At 71.9% G+C, this 2,976-nt stretch carries 4 protein-coding genes; 3 read left to right on the top strand and 1 reads right to left on the bottom strand.

Annotated elements, in window-relative coordinates; genetic code table 11:
- The coding region (locus ACM2XV_RS13760; RefSeq protein ID WP_487027331.1) for a DUF4352 domain-containing protein at positions 1-624 on the top strand (624 nt) is incomplete at its 5' end.
- A 153-nt stretch (positions 625-777) separates the two neighbouring features.
- Here ACM2XV_RS13760 and ACM2XV_RS13755 read toward each other — a convergent pair.
- Positions 778-1,734, bottom strand: coding sequence for an ADP-ribosylglycohydrolase family protein (locus ACM2XV_RS13755; RefSeq protein ID WP_344775783.1), 957 nt, complete (start codon positions 1,732-1,734; stop codon positions 778-780).
- Positions 1,735-1,907: 173 nt separating this feature from the next.
- Here ACM2XV_RS13755 and ACM2XV_RS13750 point away from each other — a divergent pair, with 173 nt between their 5' ends.
- Together ACM2XV_RS13750 and ACM2XV_RS13745 are read left to right on the top strand one after the other, a co-directional pair.
- Positions 1,908-2,276 (top strand): TM2 domain-containing protein, encoded by a 369-nt coding sequence (locus ACM2XV_RS13750; protein ID WP_344775785.1) that lies wholly within the window; start codon positions 1,908-1,910, stop codon positions 2,274-2,276.
- A 48-nt stretch (positions 2,277-2,324) separates the two neighbouring features.
- A partial coding sequence (locus ACM2XV_RS13745) for a M20/M25/M40 family metallo-hydrolase (protein ID WP_487027330.1) occupies positions 2,325-2,976 on the top strand: 652 nt, incomplete at its 3' end.

The following is a 2,976-nucleotide window of genomic DNA, read 5'->3' as shown; positions in this document are numbered from 1 at the left end:
GCGCGCTACACCGACAGCACCGCCGCGTCCGACTGTGCGAACGGCCAGAAAGCCCTGGCCGACCGGGTGCAGGCGAAGGCCGACTGCTCGGTGAAGTACGCCGACGCGACCGCACTCGACAAGTGCATCGCCGGGGACGACGCCGCCGCACAGACCGCGCAGACTGCCGCGGATGCGGCCGCGAAGAAGGCCGCCACGATCGGCCAGTCCTTCGACAACCCCAACCCCGCGGGCACGCACAGCCAGATGCAGTCGACCAACCGCCTCGACGGCTCGCAGACCACCTATGAGGAGTGGTTCGACGGCTACACCGACAACTGGGGCGGCTACGACGAGTTCGAGGCGCCCAAGGCCGGCGACAAGTACATCGCGGTCACCGTTCATGTGAAGGCCAACGATGCAGGCGTGGATGCCTCCACCGTCGCGTACGACGCCGACCTCACGGGCCCCGACGGCACCGCCTATGACCAGGCCGACGTCTACGGCTACGCCGGCGCGATGCCCGACGTCACGCTCGGCGCCGGTCAGCAGGCCGCGGGTGTCGTCGTCTTCGAGGTTCCTGCCGCCTTCACCGGTGGTCGCGTGAGCTTCGGCGACGGCTCGGTGTTCACCGCGCTGCGGTAGCGTCCGTCGGCGTCGCGGGCGCCCCGCTTCTCGGCCCCGCGCCGAGTCGGGGCGCCCACGATCTGCCTTCCCGACCAGGCTGAAAGTGTTCCCTCGTGCAAGTGCTGCTGCCGGAACGACGCAGAACGACCGCAGAGCGAGCTACTCAGCGAGCTACTCAGCGACCGGCGCGCCGACCGCCCGCCGCACCAGCGCCTCGAGCTCGGCGGCGCCGAACGCCCGGAACTCGTCCCCAGGCCAGCCATGCAGCACCGCGACCCACTCCGCGGGAAGCGCCGCCGCCCCATACACGGCCCCCGCCAGCGACCCCGCGATCGCCGCGACCGTGTCGGTGTCGTTCCCCGCCCGCACCGCCAGCTCGAGCACCTCGCGCAGCGACGACCCGTGCACCAGAGCCGACCACGCCGCCTGCAGGGCGCCGACCACCCAGCCGTTGTTGGCGGGAAGCTCCCACGGCAGCACCGCCTCGGCCGCGTCCAGCCGCGCATGCCAGACGGCGGCACGCGCACCCGGCAGCGCGCCCACCGCGGCCCGCAGTTCCGCGGTCCCGCCGAGCACCGCCGATCGGATGGCGAGCGACCACACCACGCAGGCATCCCCCGCGTCGACCTCGAAGTGCGTCAGCTCGCTCACGCGGCGAGCAGCCGCAGCCAGGGCATCCGCCTGGCCCTCGCCCAGATAGCCGAGCGCCACCGGCCCCGTGCGCATCAGCGACCCGTTGCCGGCCGACCGCCCGGCCTGGTCGTGAACAGCTCGCGCCGACGCGCGCGCATCGTCTTCAGTGACGTGGCGGATGCCTGCGAGCACCGCCTTCGTCTGAAGGCCGACGTCCTTCGCGCTGCGGCACCAGCCGATCCACTCGCCGACGATGCTCGCGAGCACCGCGCTGTCGTCGAGCGATCGACCGCGGGCCAGCGCCTGCAGGATGGGCACGGCCATGCTCGTGTCGTCGGTCCACTCGCCGAGCCCCCACGGCGGGGCGGCGTGAAGGGTGATTGGCGTCGGCGGCAGGACAGGCGCACGGAATTCGTATGCTGCTCCCAGTGCGTCCCCTGCCGCCGACGCAGTGACGGCGCCGACAGCCCGGTCCAGTTGCTGTGGTGTCAGCATCCGTCCCCCAACCCCTTAAGAGTTGACAGTATTGGGCACCGCGCCCGCACTTCTGCCCCCATTTCGCGGTGCCGTGAGCCCCCGGTGCCACACGGCGCGAGTCAGGACGGTACTTGAGACCGTTGTGGCGGCCCCGGCCCGGCGCGAGCCTTTCGGTGGAAAGGAACACCACCATGACCACCACACCCGCCGCCCCCGGCGGCTACGTCCCGCCCGCTGCGCCACCGGCGCCCGAGCCGAAGTCGTTCACCGCGACCTGGCTGTTCTCGCTCGTGCTCGGGTGGCTCGGCGTCGACCGCTTCTACCTCGGGAAGATCGGCACCGGCATCCTCAAACTCATCACCCTCGGCGGGCTCGGCATCTGGTGGGCGATCGACGTCATCCTCGTGCTCACCGGGCTCACGACCGACAACCTGCGCCGCCCGCTGCTCGGCGTCGACAGCGACAGAGACCGGAAGCTGGCCTGGATCGGCACCGGCGTGCTCGTCGTCGCGAGCTCGATCGGCTCGGCGTTCGGGCACTGGAACGGCCCGATGCACTGACCGCTCGCCACCCTGACCGCACAGCGGCTCGGCCCCTAGGCTGACCGCATGCCCGACGTCGCCGACGACCGCGAGGCGGATGCCCCGCCCGCACGCCCCGGAATCGAAGACCGCCTCAGCCGGCTGCTGCAGCTCGACACCGTCTCGGCGACGGTCGTCGCCGAGGGCACAACCGCGTTCGAAGAGCTGCTGGCCGAGCTCTACCCGCTCGTGCACGAGCACCTGACCAAGGAGCGTATCGGCGAGCGCGGCTTCCTGTTCAGCTGGGGGCTCGCTTCACCTGCAGCGAGTCGGCCCCCGGGGGGCGACGGTGACCCCGTCGTGCTCATGGCCCACTTCGACACGGTGCCCGCGGTCGCCGCCGAGTGGAGCTTCAACCCCTTCTCGGGCCATGTCGCCGACGGCGCGGTGCACGGCCGCGGAGCCGTCGACGACAAGGGCGCCCTCGTGACCGTGCTCGAGGCGGTCGAGAACCTGCTGGCCGCGGGGCGGACGCCCGCCCGCCCGGTGCTCGTCAGCCTGGGCGGCGACGAAGAGACCCTCGGCGCCTCGGCGAACGCCATCGCCGAGGCGCTGCACGCGCGGGGCATCCGCCCCTGGCTCATCATCGACGAGGGCGGCGCCGTCATCGACGCGCCGCTTCCGACGCTCGATCATCAGAGCGCGATGGTCGGCGTCGCCGAGAAGGGCGCGATGACGG

The sequence above is a fragment of the Gryllotalpicola sp. CP2-P1 genome (assembly GCF_057512245.1).
This window is presented reverse-complemented; position numbering and strand designations above follow the sequence as displayed.

Excerpts from the sequence above, each read along its gene's own strand:
- ACM2XV_RS13750 (WP_344775785.1), top strand. The coding sequence starts at position 1,908 with ATGACCACCACACCCGCCGCCCCCGGCGGCTACGTCCCGCCCGCTGCG.
- ACM2XV_RS13755 (WP_344775783.1), bottom strand. The coding sequence starts at position 1,734 with ATGCTGACACCACAGCAACTGGACCGGGCTGTCGGCGCCGTCACTGCG.